An 18,267-nucleotide genomic window follows, 5' to 3' on the forward strand; every position below is an offset into this window, starting at 1 on the left:
CGCTTACCCCAACCTACGCTTCTATCGCCGAATGCGTAGCCCAAGCGTTTGCGATGCGTTCTGTCTTGACGTCCCGATCCCCGTTAGGTCTTGCCTCGAGCGTGCGCCCCGGCGCGGGGTCGGGCGGCAGGGATGCCGCCCGCGCAGGCCTTGCCAGGAGGGCAAGTGCCTGCGGTGCCCCGGGACGGGGTGTGCGCTCGAGGTCTGCCCGTCAGGGACAAGGCCTTTCGGGCGCCTTTCTTTCGCCTCTTTCTTTGGGCGTGCAAAGAAAGAGGCTCGGGCGCGTCACCGATTCAGATCAAAATCACCCATCGCTGATTCGCGCCCGAAACGGGCCTCAGCGCCAAAAACAGGAAAAGCTCTCACCACACCGCCAGCAGAAACCACACGCCCCGAATCGTGCAGGAAACCGCCTACCCAAGCCAGCACAGATACACCGCCCTCACTCACACAAAAGCAAAGACCTCATCAACCCGAAGTCCCAAACTCCCGCTCCCCGGACTCCACTACACCCGCTCCGGCTGGCCCCTTATGGTCACCCGGGCGAGGCGTATAGCCGGGCAGGCAGCGCGGCAGCAAATTCAGGCGCAGATCGGCATGCAGGGGCAGGCCATCGCGAAACGGCGGATAGTCCTCGCCAGCGATGAGCGGACGCAGGTAACTCCGCGCCTCCTCGGTAATACCGAAGCCGTCCTCGCGGATAAAGCTGTCCGGCAAGCCGCGTTCACGATCGGCCACGCCCCACAGATCGGTCGCATCGGTCTCCCAGGTGTAGGGGTCGCCGCCGGTGCGACGCAGCGTCGCCATCACCCCACTGCGGCCTTCGGCCGCCAGCTCCACCGCCGCCCGCCCGACGGCGTAGGCCTGCTCCACGTCGGTACGCGAGGCAAGATGACGCGCCGCGCGTTGCAGATAGTCCGCAACCGCCCAGTGCGTGCGATAGCCAAGCTGCGCTTTGACCTGCAGCGACAGGGCCTGCGCCACACCACCCAATTGCGTCCAGCCAGGCACCGGGCTTTTCTGGCGCACGGACAGATACTCGCCAGCGGCATCGCGCACGCCCTCGCTGGCGACCACCACGCAGTGGCCGGAGCGCTGCACATGCTCGCGTACGGATTCCAGAAAACACTCGGGCTCGAAGGGACGTTCGGCGAACAGCAGCAACAAAGGCAGTTCGCCCGACGTGCGTTCGGCCAACCCTCCGGCGGCAGCCAACCAGCCGGCATGGCGCCCCATGACTTCCAGGATGAACACCTTGGTCGAGGTCCCCGCCATCGAGGCCACATCGCAGGCTGCCTCGCGCGCGGACACCGCCACGTATTTCGCGGCAGAACCGAAACCGGGGCTGGTGTCGGTAACGAACAAATCGTTGTCGATGGTCTTGGGTACGCCGATCACACCGAGCGGATAACCCAGCGTATCTGCCGCCTGTGCGAGACGCGCAGCGCTGAGCATGGAACCGCCGCCACCGTTGTAGAGGAAATAGCCAACGTCGTGTGCATCGAACACCTCCAGCACACGTTCATACTCATGGCGGTGCGTCTCGAAGGGATCGAGATCCACGCGACAGGAACCGAAGGCACCGCCCGGCCGGTAGCGCAGACCGGCAATAGCCTCCGCACTTTCCGCCCCCAGATCGTACAGCGCCTCTTCGAGCACTCCGACGATGCCGTTACGCGCGGCAAGCACACCGGCGAAACTCTGCGGCCGCTGCCGCACGGCTTCGATGACTCCACAGGCCGAAGCGTTGATGACGGCGGTCACGCCGCCGGACTGGGCGTAGAGGAGATTCTTCATTGCGCAGGTCCTTTGCGGCACATCATCAGCCCCGTCCTGTCGGGTTACGCGCCGCGGCGATTGCAACGTGGCTCACACGGTATTTTGAAACAGACCCCGAGTTTAGCAAGAGCATGCCGCCATACGGACAACAACTGCGGGTGTCCAACATAAGCCTTTGATATGATCGGTTCATTCGGCCGCGCTGATATTGGGCCAACGATTACTTCACAACCTAGGCGACGACCATGATAGATAGCAAGACTCTGACGCAGTTCAACATCGAGGAACAGCAGAAGATCAGCGGTGCAACCGGGGAGCTGACGCTGGTCATCAGCGATATCGCCACCGCCTGCAAGGCGATCTCCAACGGCCTCAAGAACGGCGCCCTGGCGGACATGCTCGGCAGCCTCGACAACGAGAACGTCCAGGGCGAAACGCAGAAGAAGATGGACGTGTTGTCCAACGACATCATGCTGCACGTCCACCGCCATTTCGGCCACGTTGCGGCAATGGCCTCGGAGGAAATGGAGGAAATCGTCTATATCCCGGACAACGTCAAATACGGCAAGTATCTGGTCGTGTTCGATCCGCTGGACGGCTCCTCCAACATGGACGTCAACGCTCCGCTGGGCACGATCTTCTCCGTCCTGCGCGCGCCCGCAGGTATTACCAGCCCAACCACGCAGGACTTTCTCCAGCCGGGAACTCAGCAGGTCTGCGCCGGCTATGCCGTGTACGGCCCGTCGACCATGATGGTTCTGACCACCGGCAATGGCGTGAACGGTTTCACCCTGAGTCAGGACATCGGTGAATTCATCCTGACCCATCCGCAGATCCGCATCCCGGAGGACGCCGAGGAATTCGCCGTCAACATGTCCAATCAGCGCTTCTGGGAGGCGCCGGTCAAGCGCTATATCGACGAATGCGTACAAGGCAAGGACGGTCCGCGCGGCAAGGACTTCAACATGCGCTGGGTGGCCTGCATGGCGGCCGAAGTGCACCGTATCCTGATGCGCGGCGGCATCTTCATGTACCCCATGGACGAGAAGCTCAAAGCCAAGGGCCTGGGCGGGAAACTGCGCCTGATGTACGAGGCCAATCCGATGAGCATGCTCGTCGAGCAGGCCGGCGGCGCCAGCACTACCGGTCGCGAGCGCATCCTCGACCTGCAGCCCGACGACATCCACCAGCGGGTGCCCGTGGTGCTCGGAGCCAAGAACGAGGTCGAACGCGTTACGCGCTACCATCAGGAGTAATCCTACGCGTGCCCGCCGCCTTCACCGGTGGCGGGCAACTATGCCCCTGCGCCACAATTAAGGGATGCGAACCACCACGAAACGCCTTCACCGACGCAGGAGGTCTCGGGATAGGTTCTATACTTATGCGAAAGACGATGAACGCATAGGGGTTCAGCATGAACATGCTCGCACGCATTTCGGGCGCCGCCGTTCTGGCATCGTCGTTCGGCATCACAAACGCCTCGGCAGCCAACCTGCAAGCCCAGTTGAGCGATCCGGGCTGGAACGGAAAGAACATTCCGGCCGGGCAGCAATGCCACCGCTTCGGCGGGCACGGCGCCACCCCGCGCCTTACCGTCAGCGACATTCCGGCCGGCACACAGGCTCTGGTGCTGGCCTTCAGCGATCACGACTACAAACCGATGGACAACGGCGGCCACGGCGTCATCGGCTATCTTATCCCACCCGGTATGCCCAACGTCGTCACGGTACCGTCGGTACCCGGCCACACTTTCGACCTGCCGGCCGGTTTCTTCGTCGTGCGCGCGCATGCCAATCCCAAATACGACATCGCCGGCGCCTACATGCCGCCCTGTTCCGGCGGCAAGGATCATATGTACTATGTCACCGTCGAAGCCGTGACCCTGGATGATGCCGGCCATCCCGCGACACTGCTCGGCAAGACGATCATCGACATCGGGCGCTACTGAAGCGCCGCAATACTCACGCAAGGAACATGGCTCATGGGTTTCGGTCTGCTGCTCATCGGGGATGAACTGCTCAGCGGCAAGCGTCAGGATCTGCACTTCGCGCACATGCGGGAAGTGCTCGCCGCACGCGGCCTGGAAGCCGTCTGGGTACGCATCGTCGGCGACGACCGTGAACGCCTGACCCACACCTTGCAGGAGACTTTCGATTCGGGCGACATCGTTTTCAGCTTCGGCGGTATCGGCGCCACTCCCGACGATCTCACCCGGGATTGCGCCGCAGCCGCGCTGGGCCGGACAATCTGCCGCCACCCAGAGGCCATGGCCATCCTCGAGGAACGTTTCGGTGCGGACATCTATCCCAACCGCGTCCGCATGGCCGAGCTGCCCGAAGGCGCCACCCTGATTCCGAACCCGATCAACCGCATCCCCGGCTTCAGCCTGGAAGGCCACCACTTCGTCCCCGGCTTCCCGAACATGGCCTGGCCGATGACCGAATGGGTGCTCGACACATGCTACGCGCATCTGTTCAACGCCACCCCGCCGATCGAGCAGCGGCTCATCGTCGAAGGTGCTGCCGAGAGCATGCTCATCCCGCTGATGGAGACGGTCCTGGCCGATCACCCCGGACTCAAGCTCTCCAGCCTGCCGAGCACCACCCGGCACAGCCTGATCGAACTCGGCCTGCGCGGCGAGCAGGACCTCGTGCAAGCGGCGCACCTGCAACTGCTGACCGGCCTCGACGCGCTCGGCGTCGCGCACCGGCCGGTCGATACCGCGCAGATCGGCAGCTGACTGGTCGGATCCAAAGCGCCGGAGGCCTGGATGCGGCGCTCCAATCGCGTTATCTTTGAGAATGCTGAGAATCGTGCACGGTACGCGCCGCGCCTCGATAACCACGATGATGCGAGAGAGCGAATATACGCCCAAGCGGGCGAATGGCCCACGCCGGCGCCTCCGCGCGTTGCTCTGGGCGCTGTACTTAGCTGGCCTGCCCGCGCTGCCAGCCCACGCGGACAAGGTCTACGTCTACCGCGACGCCCAGGGCCAGATGTGGTTCACCGACCACCCCGTCGCCCCCAAGCCCTACCATCTGGAAGCAGTTAAATACTATGGTCGGCCGCCGGCCTGGCGTTCCTGTATGGGCTTGAGCGACGGCGACCTCGCCAAACGCGCGCAACAGTACATGCCGATGATCGAACGCGTTGCGAGTCAGCACGGCGTGGCCGCGCAGCTCGTGCGGGCGGTGATCTCGGTGGAATCCTGCTTTGACCCACATGCCGTCTCGTCGGTAGGCGCCCGCGGACTGATGCAACTGATGCCGAGCACCGCCAAGCATTTCGGTATCGTCGACCTGTTCAACCCCGAGGCCAACCTGCAGGCCGGAGTGCGCTATCTGGCTAAGCTGATCAAGCGTTATAACGGCAACCTGCGCCTCGCCCTGGCTGCCTATAACGCCGGCCCCGGCGCAGTGCACGAATACGGCGGCGTGCCCCCCTATCCCGAAACCAGGAAGTTCGTCCGCAGGGTATTGGCCGGCTACCGCTCGTGAACCCGCATGGCGGCTAGCCGGAATATTCCCCCTGATCCTGCGTCTTCAAACTATCGCCCCGCCACCGAGCATTCTAGACCGATAGAGAGGATATCGATCATGTTCACACGATCCAGCCGCTCCACATTACGCATCATCATGCTCGCCAGCGCCGTCATACTCGCCACTCCTGCCGTGCAGGCCGCCCAGCAAGGCCCTGCACAGAGCCGTCCCGGCCATGAATACGGCGCGATATTCCAACTCGACAGCGGCGGCAACCAAGCGATCAAGAAGACCCTGAACAACATCGAGAATCTGTTGCACGACCCCCGCCTGAAGGGACACGTCAAGAACAACGGCTTCGAAAAGAGACACTGCGCCACCTGCAGGCCGAAGGCGTGATCCTGGCGCAATGTGCGAACACCCTGCTCGAAATGCATATCGATCGCCACGATCTGTACCCCTTCATCACGATCATGCCGTCCGGCGTCGGCGAAATCACCCTCAGGGAAGCGCAGGGCTGGGCATATATCCACCCCGCACCTCCTCCGCAGAACAGCTTCTGAAGCCGGCCCGACATGCGGGGTCATGGGGCGCTCAACCGTAGGGCTCCTCCTCGCGCGGCGAATCCAGAACGATCGCATCAGCGCCGAGAGCGTTGATGCGATAGAGGCTGTGCGCCAGCCAGTGCGGGGCCTGCCTCACGGTCACGGAGCCCAGGGCACGCAGCGCATCGACCGCAGCCAGCACTGCCGTGCCGTCATCGAGTTCGAGTTCGAACAGATCGATCACCAGCGGCGGTCGGGCGGCACGCGCCGAGGCCAGCAGTTCGGTACCGAATTCCGCGACGTTGCCGCGATGCAGATCGCCGGCGACGTACAACACGCCGTCGCTGCCGTGCACGATGCGTATCGTGTTCACATGCGCACCACCACGCGCCCCTGTACGCGCCCATCCATCATCCGCTCGAAAATCCGCGGCAGCCCGTCCAGGCCGACCGTCTCGCCGGCAATGTCCTGCAGATGAGGCGGCCGCATGTCGCCGCCAAGGCGCTGCCACACGGCGCTCCGCAAGGCAGCGCTGCAGTACGCGGAATTTATGCCCAGCAGATTCACGCCGCGCAGGATGAACGGCATCACCGTGGTGTTCAGCTCGGCTCCGCCGGCCAGGCCGATGGCTGCGATGCTGCCATGCGGCTGCACCGTTCGGGTCATCCACGCCAGCACTTCGCCGCCGACGTTGTCCACCGCTCCGCCCCACAGCGCCTTTTCCAACGGCCGGGTACCGGGCTGCAGGCTTCGGCGGTCGATGATCGCGTGAGCGCCCAGGCTGCGCAGCCACTGCGCGCTGGATTCGGGCTTGCCGGTCAGCGCATGCACCTCGTAGCCGCGCGCGGCGAGCATATCCACCGCCATGCTGCCGACGCCGCCGCTGGCCCCGCTGACCAGTACCGGCCCCAAATCAGGGCTCTGATGGTTCTCCTCCATGCGCAGCACCGCGAGTGCCGCGGTGAAACCGGCGGTGCCGAGCACGGCCGCGTCGTAGCAAGACAGTCCGGGCGGCAATGGTTCGACGCAATCGCCGGGCACTCGCAGATAGTCGGCATACGCGCCGTCGCGGGTTTCCGCAAGACCGCATCCGACCACGATCACCGGCTGCCCGGCAGCGAAGGCCTGCGTTTCGCTGCTCACCACCTCGCCAACGGCATCGATTCCGCCGATCAGCGGCGAACGGCGCAGTATGCGTCCGCGGCCGGTAGCGGCGAGCGCATCCTTGTAGTTCACCGAGGAATACTCCACCCGGATCGTCACGTCGCCGGCGGACAACTCGTCCAGCGTCATCGATTCGAGTCCGGATCGCGTCGAGCCGTCCTCGCCGACATGAATACGGAAGGCATTGAAATGCTGCATGGACACTCCCGACGCTGGCTGAAGCTGAAGATGCGAATACCGACTCGCCATTCACAGCATAGGCCATGAAAACCGGCAAACGCTTCACCCAAAAGCCGACAGCGCCTGAAGGCGCCGTCGGAAGGAAACGGACGAATGTCCGGCCAGACTCAGAAACGGTGGCTGTACTGCACGCCGACCATGTCGACCGAGCCGGTATAGGTGCCGGTCAGGGTGTTCTTGTAGGTACCCTCGGTCGTGTTGTTGATCTTCACGTTGTTGAACCAGATGTGGGTGTAACCGACGTCGACCGTGCTCTTCTTGGTAACGTGGTAGCCGACGCCCAGCGAGAGCCAGGTGCGGTCGCTGTCGGGCAGACGCGCGGTGCGGTGCTGCGCATCGGGCACCGGCGTCGGATCGAAGGCCAGACCGGCGCGCCAGGTCAGGCGGGAGTTCTGCTTGTAGCTCGCACCCACGGCATAGCGCAGCGTGTCCTTCCAACCCTCGGTGGTGACGATATCGGGCTGTCCGTTGTCCTTGGTCACACGCAGTTCGTGAAAACGGCTCCACTGCGTCCACAGCAGCCCGGCGGTCATCGTCCAGCGCGGCGAGAAGGCATGACTGATGCCGAGATTGGCGGTGGCCGGCAAATCGAGGGAAGCCCGGGCATTGGTGTCGGCGAGCTGCGGATTGGAGGCCAGCAGCAGGGGAATGTTGGAGTAGTCGACGCTGCCCTTGAGCTTGTGATCGACCGCCGAACGGTAGCTCAGACCGATCTTGGTCGATGGATTCACGTGCCACAGCAGACCGGCGTTCCAGCCTAGCGCCCAGTCGTTGCCCTTAACCCGGACCTTACCGTCCTTGGAGGCATTCCCGGGGGTGAGGCCGTATGTCTGACAGGTGGACGTGCCTCCAGGCACCTGGCCCGCAGAGGCCGCCCCGTAGCACAAAGAACCGCTATCGATCGCACTGGTCAAATTGGCGTTCGCATACTGGATATCCAGGCCCACGCCGAGGCTCAGGTTGGGATTGGCATCAAAGCTCAGGGCCGGGTTCAGGTTGATGACCTGCACTTCGCTCTTGATCGCATGGTAGCGCCCCAGCCAGCCGCTGCTGTAATCGGTCGACAGGCCATAGGGCACGCTGATGCCGAAACCGACATGGGTACGCGCATTGAGTTGGTGGGTGATGAACAGATTGGGCACCGGCGCCGCAACCCCCGCATTGCCGCCGTCACCGCCGTTGGTGATGTCACCGATGCCGGCGACGCTGCTCTTACCGTCCTTGAGCTTGAATTTCGGATCGATGTAGATCATACCTCCGCTGATCTGTGTGCCAGGCAGATCACTCATGGTCGCCGGGTTGAAAAACATCCCGCTGGCATTGCCGTTACCGGTCGCAGTATCGGAATAGGCGCTGCCCAGACCGGTGGCATTTTCCTCCGTGATGGCGAAACCGGCTGCCAGGCTGGTCACCGGGAGAGCAAGGCCGGCAGCGGCCAACCAGGGGGCCAGACGGCCCGAAACAGTGCGGGTCTTCATCAATTGGTCACTCCATATAATAGTTGTCGTTCCACCGAGTCGTCAGGGCGGTTCGCCTCAGACACCTGAGTTTCATTCTTATGCGCCAGGTACTCCGTCGCATCTTCGGGCGGTACCGGACGCGGCGAACCGTCGCCGTCGACGGCGACATAGGTCAGGGTTGCCGCGGCCACCTGGACAAACTCGATCTCCTCCGGGTTGCGATGCGCGTATGCCTGAACGGAGATTTTCATTGACGTACGTCCGACCTCCAGCAGTTCCGCGTACAGGCTGACGATGTCGCCGACCTTTACCGGGGTCATGAAAACCAAGCGTTCGACGCAAGCCGTCACCGCGCGTCCCCTCGAACGTAGCACGGCCACAATGCCCCCGGCAATGTCGATCTGCGACATCGTCCAACCCCCGAAAACATCACCAATATCTCCGTTCGCATTGATCTCGTCGATGCGTGCTGGGATGCGCAACACCGGCTCTTCCCCAGCCAACAGTCCGTGCGCAAGCCTCGTCACCGCGCCTCCCCCCCATGCCCGTCGCCACTCGCGGAAGCACCACATGCGGCCGGCACTCCAGGCGCTCGTTCGCGACCGCCCGCGCCGATCTGCTCACCGCCCTCATCGCGCAAAGCACGACGCAGGATCTTGCCGACATTAGTCTTCGGCAACTCATCACGAAACTCGATCAGCTTCGGCACCTTGTATCCAGTCAGCATGCGGCGGCAGTGCGCAATGACATCCTCCGCCGTCAAACCTGGCGCACGGGCGACGACATAGGCCTTGAGCGCCTCACCGCTGCCGGCACTGGGCACACCGACCACCGCAGCCTCGGCGATCTCCGGGTGTTCGGCCAGCACGTCCTCGACTTCGTTGGGATACACATTGAACCCGGACACCACGACCATGTCCTTCATGCGGTCGGCCACCTTCACGAAACCATGCTCATCCATCGAACCGACATCGCCGGTGCGCAGCCAACCGCCGGGGAAGAACGCTGCCGCGGTTTCCTCCGGGCGCTGCCAGTAGCCGGCGGTCACCTGCGGGCCGCGCACGCAGATCTCGCCATTCGCCCCCAAGGGCAGGCGATTCCCGGACACGCCCATGATGGCCACTTCGGTGGACGGCACGGGCAGTCCGATCGAGCCGTTGTAATCCTGCAGACTCAGCGGGTTGATGCATGCGGCAGGGGAGGTTTCCGTCAGGCCGTACGCCTCGATCAGCGGCTTGCCGGTCAGCGCCTTCCAGCGTTCGGCGACCGCCTGCTGCACGGCCATGCCGCCACCGAGGGCGACCTGCAGTCGGGAGAAATCGATGCGCTCGAAACCCTCCGTGTCCATCATCGCCTTGAACAGCGTGTTCACGCCGGTGATCGCGGTAAACCGGATCTTGGCGATGGCCTTGAGGAAGGTCTTGCAGTCGCGCGGGTTGGTGATGAGCAGGTTTTCCCCGCCCAGGTGCATGAAGACGAAACAGTTCGCCAGCAGCGAGAAGATGTGGTAAAGCGGCAGCGCCGTAACCACCACCTGCCGTTCGTCCTGCATGCCGCTGCTCATGAACGCCGTGGCCTGCAGGAGGTTGGCCACGATGTTGCGGTGACTGAGCATCGCGGCCTTGGCACGGCCCGTGGTGCCGCCGGTGTACTGCAGAAACGCCAGATCGGCCGGCTCCAGCACAGGCCTTTCGTATTCAGCGGCCGCGCCGGCATGCAGCACCTCGCCGAACCAGGTCACGCCGTCCAGCTTCCAGTCCGGGACCAGTTTCTTGACGTGCTTGACCGCGGCGTTGACCAGCGCTGACTTGGGGAACGGAAACAGGTCGCCGACGCGCGTCAGCACCACGTGTTCCAGCGGCACGCGCTCGCGCGCCTGCTCGAGCGTGTGCGCGCAGCTTTCCAACAACACGATGGCCTTGGCGCCCGAATCGCGCAGCTGATGTTCAAGTTCGCGGGAGGTGTACAGGGGATTGACGTTGACCGCCACGCAACCCGCCCGCAGCGTGCCGAGCAGCGCGACCGGATACTGCAGCACGTTGGGCATCATCAGGGCTACCCGGTCGCCGCGTGCCAGGCCGGCGACCGACTGCAGCCAGGCGGCGAAATCACGGCTGCGGCGATCGAGTTCGGCGTAGCTCAGGCTGACGCCCATGTTGCTGAACGCCGGCCGCTGCGCGTAGTGCGCGAAGCTGCGCTCGCAGACATCGACGATCGATGGGAACTCGTCGGGGTCCACCTCGAACGGCACGCCGGGATCGTAGCTCTCGTACCAGGGATGTGTCATGGCCGTCACCTCGCCTAGGGCCTGCTGCTCACACGACTGCGCGATGCGCTGCCGGAACCGCTTTTCGTGACCCGACTGGCGCCGCGAGCGCTTGTAGCCGGACCACATGAGCGAATGCCGACGCCGTTGGACGCGAAAAGCGGCTCGGCCTTTCCGGTTGTGTCCGCCTGAGTCACATGCGGCGTTGCTCGTCGTTCACTTGGAATGACCAAACTCCTCTCCTCGCGCCTCAATTGGCTCTCAGGCAGGCGCAACAGCGCACCGCGCAATCGTGTGAACAGCCCCTATCAACAGCGTTCGAATACACCCGCTGCCCCCATGCCCGTGCCGATGCACATGGTCACCATGCCGTAGCGCCCGCCGGTGCGCCGCAGCCCGTGCAGCAGCGTCGCGGTACGGATCGCACCGGTAGCGCCCAGCGGATGGCCCAGCGCGATGGCGCCGCCTTGCGGATTCACCTTCTCCGGATCGAGGCCGACTTCGCGGATCACTGCCAGCGACTGTGCGGCGAAGGCCTCGTTGAGTTCGATCCAGTCGATATCGGCGAGACCGACGCCGGTCTGCTGCAGCGCCTGGGGAATCGCCTTGATCGGCCCGATGCCCATGATCTCCGGCGGCACGCCGGCTACCGCGTAGCCGACGAAACGCGCCAACGGCTCGAGCCCCAGCGCATCCATGCGCTTCTCGCTCATCAACACCACCGCGCCCGCACCGTCGGATGTCTGCGAACTGTTGCCGGCAGTCACCGAACCGCCCTGCGCAAAGGCCGGACGCAGCCTGGCCAGCACCTCGGCACTGGTATCGCGGCGCGGTCCTTCGTCCTGCTTCACCACGGTTTCCGCCAGCCGCACCGTACCGTCCTCGCCGGGCTGGTGGCTGACCACCGTGAACGGCGCGATCTCCGCGTCGAACCACCCGGCGTCGCGCGCCTGCAGCGCCAGCCGATGGCTGCGCAGGGCGAACTCGTCCTGGTCCTCACGACTCACGCCCCAGCGTGCGGCCACCTTCTCGGCGGTAATACCCATGCCGTAGGCGATGCCGACATGCTGATCGTCGAAGATGGCTGGATTCATGGACAGCTTGTTGCCCCCCAGGGGCACCATGCTCATGCTCTCCACACCACCCGCTATCATCACCTCCGCCTCGCCGAGGCGGATACGGTCCGCCGCGTTGGCCACCGCCTGCAGACCCGAGGAACAGAAACGGTTGATGGTCATGGCGGGCACGGAGTCCGGCAGCCCCGCCAGCAGGGAGGCGATGCGCGCCACGTTCATACCCTGTTCGGCCTCGGGCATGGCGCATCCGACGATCACGTCCCCGATCTCGGCCGGATCGAGTTTCGGACAGTCGGCCAGAACCGTGCGCAGCGCATGCGCGAGCAGATCGTCCGGACGGGTACGGCGGAACACGCCCCGCGGGGCCTTGCCGACCGGCGTGCGGCTGGCTGCGACGACATAGACGTCCTGACTCATTCGGCTCTCTCCTCAGTTGCGCAGCGGCTTGCCGTTCTTCAGCATGTGGGTGACGCGCGCATGCGTCTTGGTATTGCGCAACAGCTTGCAGAAATGCCTGCGCTCCTCGCGCAGGAACCACTCTTCGGCCACCTCGGTTCCGGTATCGACGTCACCGCCGCACATCGCATTGGCCAGCGCCAGACCGATGGTCCTGTCGTAGTCGGAGATGTAGCCCCCGGCGTGCATGTTCTCCATCGCCGCGTGGAAATTGGCGATGGCTTCGCGCCCTGCGGCGCGGATCGGCCGTTCGGCCGGTGGGCGGTAGCTCGCCGCCTGCAGGGCACGCACCTGGGCCTTGGCCGCGCCGAGGACTTCGTGGCGGTTCATCACCACCACGTCGGTCGGACGCAGAAAGCCCATTTCCCGGGCACGCAGCCCGCTGGTGGCGACCTTGCCCATGACCACGGCTTCGAAGATGTCCCTGATGTGCGGGAACAGGTCGCCGCCGCGGGCGGCCTGATCCGCGCGGCGGGCGAATTCCATGCAGCCGCTGCCGGCCGGAATCAGGCCCACGCCCACTTCCACCAGGCCGATGTAGCTCTCCAGCGCCGCCACCACCCGGTCGCACTGCATGAGCAACTCGCAGCCGCCGCCCAGAGCTAGCCCGTGCACCCCGGCGACCACCGGCACGCTGGCCCGGCGCATGCGGATACACATGCCCTGGAAACGCTTGAGCAGGTCGTCCAATGCGCTGCTGCCCGGAATCAGGTTCTTCACCGCGACGGGCATGAAGGACTTCAGATCGGCGCCGGCGCTGAACGGTTCGTCCGGATGCCACACGACGAGGCCGGCGTATTCCCGCTCGGCCAGTTCCACCGCGCGGTTCAGATCGACGATCAGCGGATCGCTGATGGTGTGCATCTTGGTCTTGAAACTGATCACCAGCACGTCGTCATTGCCGTGCCAGACGCGTGCCGTTTCGGTTTCGAACACCGTTTCGCCAAAATGCCCGTCCTCGCCGAGTACGCACTGCGGGCAGACCTGGCGACGGTACACGGGCAGGGTGGAGCGCGGCTTGTAGCGCGCATCGGCCGCGGACCAGGACGCATCGGCCTCGTGCGCGGCATCGACCTGGCCCACCCAGTCGGGCAACGGCACGCGCACCGGCGTCTCGCCCGCATCGATGTCCTCGCCGATCAGCGCGGCGATGTCGTGCCAGCCGGCCTGCTGCCAGATCTCGAACGGGCCACGATCCCAGCCGAAGCCCCAGCGTATCGCCAGATCCACGTCGCGGGCAGTGTCGGCAATCTGTTCGAGCAGATGGGCGGCATAGTGAAACACGTCGCGATGGATGGCCCAGACGAACTGCGCGTGCGAATCCTTCAGCGCCCGCAGCTGCGGCAGATAGATGGCCGGCTCGCGCGTGGACAGCAGCTTGTCGACCTTGCCCGGCACCTTCACGCAGCGCTTGCGGTACTTGCGCGTCGCCGGCTCGTAGACGCGGATTTCACCGTCCACCTTTTCGTAGATGCCACGGCGGGTCTTCTGCCCCAGCGCACCGCCGTCAACCAGTTCATCGAACCAGCCCGGCACCTCGTATAGGCCGGACCAAGGATCGTCCGGCAGGTTCTCGATGGCTCCGTGGAGGACATGTCGCAGGGTGTCCAGCCCCACCACGTCGGCCGTACGGAAAGTCGCACTCTTGGGACGGCCGATCCTGCCCCCGGTGAGTTCGTCCACAGTCTCGAAGTTCAGCCCCAGACGCTCGGCATGGAACAGCGTTGCCATCGTGGCGAACACGCCAATGCGGTTGGCGATGAAGTTCGCCGTGTCTCGGGCGCGCACGACGCCCTTGCCCAACGCACCGACCAGGAATGTCTCCACGCCGTCGAGCACGGGAGCCCCGGTTTCCTCGCAGGGAATCAGCTCCACCAGATGCATGTAGCGCGGCGGATTGAAGAAGTGGATGCCGACGAAGCGCTGGCGCAGGGCGGCGGGAAGGTGTCCAGCCAGTCCGTTGAGCGACAAGCCCGAGGTGTTGGTCGCCAATACCGCCGACTCGGCCAGGTGGGGAACGATGCGCGTGAACAACTGGGCCTTGAGTTCCATGCGCTCGGCGATCGCCTCGAGCACCAGCTGGCAATCACCCAGTTCGGACAGGTGCTCGTCATAGTTGCACGGCGTGATCCAGGCTGCAGCATCTTCGGAAGCGAGCGGTTCGGGCTTGAGCTTCCCGAGATCGGCCACAGCCTTGCGCGCGATGGCGCTCTTGTCCGCCACGTCCGCGGCGAGATCATAGAGCCGCACGGGAATCCCGGCGTTGACGAAGTGCGCGGCGATCTGCGCCCCCATCACGCCGGCCCCCAGCACGGCTACCTGCCGAACCGTCGGCAGAACCGCCTCACCGGCGGCATAGCGGAATTCGGCAGGTTGGCTCGGCATCTCGGACTCCTGTTGCTTCGGGCGGCGGACGGGGATCGGCACTTGCGGGCTCAGACGGCTTCGCGCAAGGAAGGCGACAGGCAGACATCCGCCGCGGGATCGTAGGAAACGCGAACAAGCTCTTCTGGATCGAAGTCATCCACGTTGATCACTTCCATCAAACGGGCATCGAAGGCATACAGCTCCCGCGCCTCCTGCTTGCTGAGCAAACCACGGCGGCGCGCCGCCTTGATCATGTCGGTACCCCGCAGCTTCGGCAGGCGCTTGTCCTTGACCGCCTGCTGCAGCTTCCGGAACAGAGGTTCCAGCCCCAGGCTCTGACGGAACACGCTGTCGACGTGCGCCAGCGGATTGTTCAGACCCTCCTCGGTAAACAATCCACCGATCAGACGCTCCCGCACCGGGGTATCCTCGACCACCGTGCGGGCCAATGCCGAAACCTGCGCGTCGGACGGCTCGCGGAAACGCGCGCCCAGCGGGAACACCACGAAGCGAAGCAGGCCCGCCAGCGGCCGTGCCGGCAAATTGCGCATCAGTTCGAGAAAGGCGCTCTGGTAGCCATGTTTCAGATAGGCCATCGCCCACTCCACGGCGGGGCGCTCGGACTCCGGACAGCCGGCGTTCTCATGGTGTTTGAGCACCATGCTGGCCAGATACAGTTCGCTCAGCATGTCGCCGAGGCGCGCGGACAGGCTTTCCTTGAGCTTCAGGCGTCCGCCGAGGCTCAGCATGGCGGCATCCGCGACCAGGGCGAAAGCGGCACTGAATCGTTCGACATCACGGTAATGCCGGTGCAGCGAGGCGTCCCCCGGCACGTCGACCCACCGCGCGCCGCTCAGCCCCATGATCAGAGCGCGGACGGCATTGCTGAGCGTCGAGCCGATGTGGGCGAACAACAGACGATCGAACTTGGCCAGCACATCGGGCTCGCCTGCGCGCTGCGCGAGCTTCATTTCCTCGAGCACGAAGGGGTGGCTGCGCGTGGCGCCCTGACCGAAGATCATCAGATTGCGCGTGAGGATGTTGGCGCCTTCGACGGTGATCCCCACCGGAATGGACTCGTAACAGCTCGCGATGTAGTTGCCGGGCCCCTTCATGATCGCCTTGCCACCATGTATGTCCATGGCGTCCAGCGTGCACTGACGTGCCATCTCGGTGCAGTGATACTTGAGAATGGCGGAGGGCACGCTGGGCTTCTCGCCGCAGTCCAACGACTGGATGGTGAGGCTGCGCGCCGCGTCGATGATGTAGTCGTAGCCGGCGATGCGCGCCAACGGGCGCTGGATGCCTTCGAAACGAGACAGCGTCACGCCGAACTGGCGGCGCAGGGCGGCATAGGCACTGCTGCCCGCGAGCATGCGCTTGCCAACCGCGGCGGCAGTGGTCGGGAGCGTGACGCAACGCCCCACCGACAGGCAGTTGACCAGCACGGTCCAGCCCTTGCCGGCCATCGCGGGTCCGCCGATGATGTTGTCCAGCGGCACGAACACGTCCTGGCCACGGACCGGTCCATTGAGGAAGGTATCGCCCACCGGCAGATGGCGACGGCCGATCTCCAGGCCCTGCGTATCCCGCGGAATCAGCGCGCAGGTGATGCCGTAGTCATCTATGTTGCCCAGCAGGTGGTCCGGGTCCTTGAGCCTGAAGGCCAGGCCGATGAGCGTGGCGATCGGTGCCAAGGTGATGTAGCGCTTGTTGAATTGCAGGCGCATGCCCAACACCTCGCGGCCCTGCCACATGCCGCGGCAGACGACGCCGGCGTCCGGAATCGAAGTCGCATCGGAACCGGCCGTTGGAGCGGTCAGCGCAAAGCAAGGAATTTCCTCGCCGCTGGCCAAGCGCGGCAGATAGTAGTCTCGTTGCCCATCGGTACCGTATTTGAGCAGCAACTCACCGGGGCCGAGCGAGTTGGGAACTGCAACCAGATAAGTTACGCCGCCGCCGGTGTTGGACAGTTTCACCAGCACCTCGGACTGGGCGTAGGCGGAAAGCTCCAGCCCGCCGTAACGCTTGGGGATGATCATGCCGAACAGACCACTGCGGCGCACGAAGTCGATGATATGCTCGGGTACCGTCCCCCAGTTGTGGTTGATGTTCCAGGCGTCGCACAAGCGGCAGAGTTCGGTCACCGGCCCGTTGATGAACGCCTGTTCCTCGGCCGACAGCACCGGCGCGGGCTGATCCAGCAGGCGGCTCCAGTCGGGGCGCCCGCTGAACAGCTCGCCATCCCACCACACGGTGCCCGCATCGATCGCTTCGCGTTCGGTCTCGGACAGGCGCGGCAGCTGTCTGCTGAAAGCGGCGAACAACCGCTTGCTGACCAGCTCGCACCGCACGGGAGGCAGAGCCAGGACGGCCAGCCCCGCAGCGAGCAGCGTCAACACGACCGCTGCGCCGACAGCCGCACTCACGGCCCAGGCCATCAGCGCCAGGAGCACCAGTGCGCCCGCCGTCCACACGAGGCCAACGCGCCAGTAGGCGAAGCCGAGTAGAGCGGCTGCAGCCAACAGTAGAACGGCCCATGTGATCATTCTGGATACTCCGCGTCTCGCACCCAATGGGGCGATCCGACAAAAATCGAACGAGCGTTCGCTTTTATTTAGGGTACAATCGACAGAACGTCAAGCACTTTCGCTTTTGCAGGAGCAGAAGAAGGGGCGGGCAAACCAGCGCACACGGACCGATGGAGCACTCATGAGCCAGGCGCAATCACAACACGGCAGAGCCGCTGATTTCAGGAACTTCCAGGCAGACTTCCCCCTCCAGGACAGGGCGATCTACCAGACTCTGTTCGAGCGCAACAAGGACAGAATCACGACCAACAAGGCGAAATTCGCCGTCGTGAACCTGGAAAAGATATTCACCGCAACCTTCGAGCTGACCCCGCGCATCGGCTTCCCGATGATGTCGCTGCGCGATCTCAGCCGGGCGACGGGGCTGAGCATGGGCGGCATCTACTCCTATATCGAGAGCAAGGAGCGCATCGCCATCATGGTCAAGGATCTGGTGAAGCTCGTAATCGACGAACTGCTCGTCAGGGCGATGAGCCTGTCGTCGGCTCCCCTGACTGCGCTCGAAACCATGATCCGCGAGCATATTTTCGCGGCGGAGATGCTGCAGGACTGGTTCAGTTTTCTGTACTTCGAAACCCGCAGCCTGCCGCACGAACATCAGGAGGATTCGAAGAACATCGAACTACAGATCGAATCCGCCATGCACGAATTGATCGATCGGGTTCGCCGGGACCGCGACATCGCATGCGGCAACAGCCCGATCATCGCCACAACCTTGATCGCATTGATCCAGGACCGTTACCTCAAACCGTGGAAACACAGCAAATCGGGCGAGTCCGCCGACGACTACGCGCAGCAGGTTCTGGCGCTGATGCACTGCGCCATCGAACACCCGTAGTCTTGC

At 64.2% G+C, this 18,267-nt stretch carries 16 protein-coding genes; 7 read left to right on the forward strand and 9 right to left on the reverse strand.

Annotation, left to right across the window (positions count from 1 at the left end; all coding sequences use genetic code 11):
* Window positions 1-468: 468 nt before the first annotated feature.
* Window positions 469-1,797, reverse strand: coding sequence for a 6-phosphofructokinase (locus tag P8014_RS16000; RefSeq protein WP_337818325.1), 1,329 nt, complete (start codon window positions 1,795-1,797; stop codon window positions 469-471).
* Window positions 1,798-2,024: 227 nt separating this feature from the next.
* On the opposite strand from P8014_RS16000, the gene P8014_RS16005 reads away from it, so the two are divergent.
* From P8014_RS16005 to P8014_RS16030, 6 genes are all read left to right on the forward strand, one after another.
* Complete coding sequence (locus tag P8014_RS16005; RefSeq protein WP_337818326.1) at window positions 2,025-3,035, forward strand: class 1 fructose-bisphosphatase; 1,011 nt, start codon at window positions 2,025-2,027, stop codon at window positions 3,033-3,035.
* Between the two features lie 158 nt (window positions 3,036-3,193).
* A complete protein-coding gene (locus tag P8014_RS16010) occupies window positions 3,194-3,727 on the forward strand; it encodes a hypothetical protein (RefSeq protein WP_337818327.1) in 534 nt (177 codons plus the stop codon).
* A 33-nt stretch (window positions 3,728-3,760) separates the two neighbouring features.
* Window positions 3,761-4,519 (forward strand): molybdopterin-binding protein, encoded by a 759-nt coding sequence (locus P8014_RS16015; protein ID WP_337818328.1) that lies wholly within the window; start codon window positions 3,761-3,763, stop codon window positions 4,517-4,519.
* A gap of 106 nt (window positions 4,520-4,625) precedes the next feature.
* Entirely contained in the window at window positions 4,626-5,276 is a 651-nt protein-coding gene (locus P8014_RS16020; protein ID WP_337818329.1) for a lytic transglycosylase domain-containing protein, read from the forward strand.
* A gap of 99 nt (window positions 5,277-5,375) precedes the next feature.
* Complete coding sequence (locus tag P8014_RS16025) at window positions 5,376-5,657, forward strand: hypothetical protein (RefSeq protein ID WP_337818330.1); 282 nt, start codon at window positions 5,376-5,378, stop codon at window positions 5,655-5,657.
* Window positions 5,654-5,821 (forward strand): hypothetical protein, encoded by a 168-nt coding sequence (locus P8014_RS16030; protein ID WP_337818331.1) that lies wholly within the window; start codon window positions 5,654-5,656, stop codon window positions 5,819-5,821. The genes P8014_RS16025 and P8014_RS16030 overlap by 4 nt, the downstream gene beginning before the upstream one ends.
* 31 nt (window positions 5,822-5,852) lie before the next feature.
* Here P8014_RS16030 and P8014_RS16035 read toward each other — a convergent pair whose 3' ends face one another.
* The 8 genes from P8014_RS16035 to P8014_RS16070 all read right to left on the reverse strand — a co-directional run bounded on the left by P8014_RS16035 (window position 5,853) and on the right by P8014_RS16070 (window position 17,381).
* Window positions 5,853-6,176 (reverse strand): hypothetical protein, encoded by a 324-nt coding sequence (locus tag P8014_RS16035; protein WP_337818332.1) that lies wholly within the window; start codon window positions 6,174-6,176, stop codon window positions 5,853-5,855.
* Window positions 6,173-7,165: an oxidoreductase gene (locus P8014_RS16040; RefSeq protein WP_337818333.1), complete on the reverse strand. Its 993-nt coding sequence runs from the start codon at window positions 7,163-7,165 to the stop codon at window positions 6,173-6,175. Before P8014_RS16040 ends, P8014_RS16035 begins: the two co-directional genes overlap by 4 nt.
* 149 nt (window positions 7,166-7,314) lie before the next feature.
* Window positions 7,315-8,685, reverse strand: a complete 1,371-nt coding sequence (locus tag P8014_RS16045) for an outer membrane protein transport protein (RefSeq protein WP_337818334.1) — start codon at window positions 8,683-8,685, stop codon at window positions 7,315-7,317.
* Window positions 8,685-9,194: an acyl-CoA thioesterase gene (locus P8014_RS16050; protein WP_337818335.1), complete on the reverse strand. Its 510-nt coding sequence runs from the start codon at window positions 9,192-9,194 to the stop codon at window positions 8,685-8,687. The genes P8014_RS16045 and P8014_RS16050 overlap by 1 nt, the downstream gene beginning before the upstream one ends.
* Window positions 9,191-10,954 carry an AMP-binding protein gene (locus P8014_RS16055; RefSeq protein ID WP_337818336.1) on the reverse strand — a complete coding sequence of 588 codons (1,764 nt, stop codon included), beginning with the start codon at window positions 10,952-10,954 and terminating at the stop codon, window positions 9,191-9,193. Before P8014_RS16055 ends, P8014_RS16050 begins: the two co-directional genes overlap by 4 nt.
* A 287-nt stretch (window positions 10,955-11,241) precedes the next feature.
* Window positions 11,242-12,426 carry an acetyl-CoA C-acyltransferase gene (locus P8014_RS16060; RefSeq protein ID WP_337818337.1) on the reverse strand — a complete coding sequence of 395 codons (1,185 nt, stop codon included), beginning with the start codon at window positions 12,424-12,426 and terminating at the stop codon, window positions 11,242-11,244.
* A 12-nt stretch (window positions 12,427-12,438) separates the two neighbouring features.
* Complete coding sequence (locus tag P8014_RS16065; protein WP_337818338.1) at window positions 12,439-14,850, reverse strand: 3-hydroxyacyl-CoA dehydrogenase/enoyl-CoA hydratase family protein; 2,412 nt, start codon at window positions 14,848-14,850, stop codon at window positions 12,439-12,441.
* Window positions 14,851-14,900: 50 nt separating this feature from the next.
* Entirely contained in the window at window positions 14,901-17,381 is a 2,481-nt protein-coding gene (locus P8014_RS16070; RefSeq protein ID WP_337818339.1) for an acyl-CoA dehydrogenase, read from the reverse strand.
* Window positions 17,382-17,544: 163 nt separating this feature from the next.
* Between P8014_RS16070 and P8014_RS16075 the strand changes: the two genes are divergently transcribed.
* Entirely contained in the window at window positions 17,545-18,261 is a 717-nt protein-coding gene (locus P8014_RS16075) for a TetR/AcrR family transcriptional regulator (protein WP_337818340.1), read from the forward strand.
* Window positions 18,262-18,267: the final 6 nt, after the last annotated feature.

This window comes from Acidihalobacter sp., assembly GCF_037381185.1.
Taxonomy (GTDB): Bacteria; Pseudomonadota; Gammaproteobacteria; order DSM-5130; family Acidihalobacteraceae; genus Acidihalobacter_A.